At 37.3% G+C, this 1518-nt stretch carries 1 protein-coding gene; it reads left to right on the forward strand.

Annotated features, from left to right (window positions below; all coding sequences use genetic code 11):
* Positions 1 to 62: 62 nt before the first annotated feature.
* A complete protein-coding gene (locus DCC39_RS18855; RefSeq protein ID WP_116556404.1) occupies positions 63 to 1262 on the forward strand; it encodes an IS256 family transposase in 1200 nt (399 codons plus the stop codon).
* Positions 1263 to 1518 lie beyond the last annotated feature (256 nt).

The raw sequence follows: 1518 nt of genomic DNA on the forward strand, positions 1-1518 counted from the left end.
TTCAAATCAATCCTCCTTGGCAAGAATTAGGATAATAATTTTGCTGAGGAGGGTTTTTCGTAATGAAATTACCTAAGGAACTTATTAAAGAACTTGTAAGGGAGAAAAAATTCACAAGTACCAATCAAATCATGGAAACAATTAAAGAAATGTTTTCCGATGTCTTGGAGGAAGTACTTCAATGTGAAATTGATGAGCAGCTGGGGTATGAAAAGCACCAACGTCGGGGTGATGGTCCTAATAATTATCGAAATGGCTCAACAAAACGGAAATTAAAAACGCAATTTGGTGAAGTTGAGGTAAACGTTCCCCGAGACAGAAATGGCTCGTATGAGCCGCAAATTTTAGATAAATACCAAAGAAATGTGGACGGTCTGGAGGAAAAAATACTATCTCTTTACGCTCACGGTATGTCGACAAGGGATATCCAGGAACAGGTTAAAGATCTCTATAGTATTGAGATTTCCTCTGAGTTAGTCAGTAAGATTAGTGAGAAGGTTATGCCCCAAGTAAATGAGTGGCAAAGCCGGCCACTTGAAGCCTATTACCCTTTTATCTTCATGGATGCCATCCATTATAAAATTCGAGATAATCATCAAATTGTCTCGAAAGCAGCCTATGTTGTATTGGGAATTAACAATGAAGGCTATAAAGAAATATTGGGCATTTGGGTTGGGGGAAATGAAAGTAGTAAATTTTGGCTAGGCGTGTTGAATGATTTGAAAACAAGAGGCGTTAAAACGGTTAATCTATTTTGTGTAGATGGGCTTACAGGTTTTAGGGAGGCCATTCAAGCCGTGTATCCTTTCTCTGGTATTCAACGTTGTATCATTCACCAGATTCGTTCAAGTACAAAGTATGTTTCTTATAAACACATAAAAGAATTTGTCGCTGATTTAAAATTAATCTATACGTCTATTAATGAAGAATCGGGCATGGAAAGGCTCATAGAGTTTAAAGAAAAATGGGGTAAAGAGTATCCAACTGCAGTTAGATCATGGGAAGAAAATTGGGATATTTTGGCTACCTTCTTTGCATATCCGTCAGAAATTAGGCGAATAATATATACTACGAATATAATCGAAGGGTTACATCGCCAATTTAGAAAAGTGACCAAAACAAAGTCAATTTTCCCTAATGATGATAGCTTAAGGAAAATGCTTTATTTGGCATCACAAAATATTACAAAAAAGTGGACTATGCGTTATCGTAATTGGGACATAATCTTGAGCCAGCTTGAGATTATGAATCAAACATCATAATTGGGGACTCTGTCCCCAAACCCCTGAAGTTTGTCGCATTTGTTTTCCCTAAAACGGACAAAAAAACGGACAGATCTTGTCCGTCCGTTTTAGTGTAAAAACCATAAAACCGCTCAGGTTGCACTTCTGCATTGCCCTACCCTGTTTTATGGTAAAAGGCAATTATAGTATTGCCTAGACTGTATTTTTCATACCTATGTTTTCTTGCCTTGCGAAGATTGCCGAATATTACTTACACAAGATTTTACGCAGACCC

It is taken from the genome of Pueribacillus theae (assembly GCF_003097615.1).
Classification (GTDB): domain Bacteria; phylum Bacillota; class Bacilli; order Bacillales; family UBA6769; genus Pueribacillus; species Pueribacillus theae.

Excerpts from the sequence above, each read along its gene's own strand:
- DCC39_RS18855 (WP_116556404.1), top strand. The coding sequence starts at position 63 with ATGAAATTACCTAAGGAACTTATTAAAGAACTTGTAAGGGAGAAAAAA.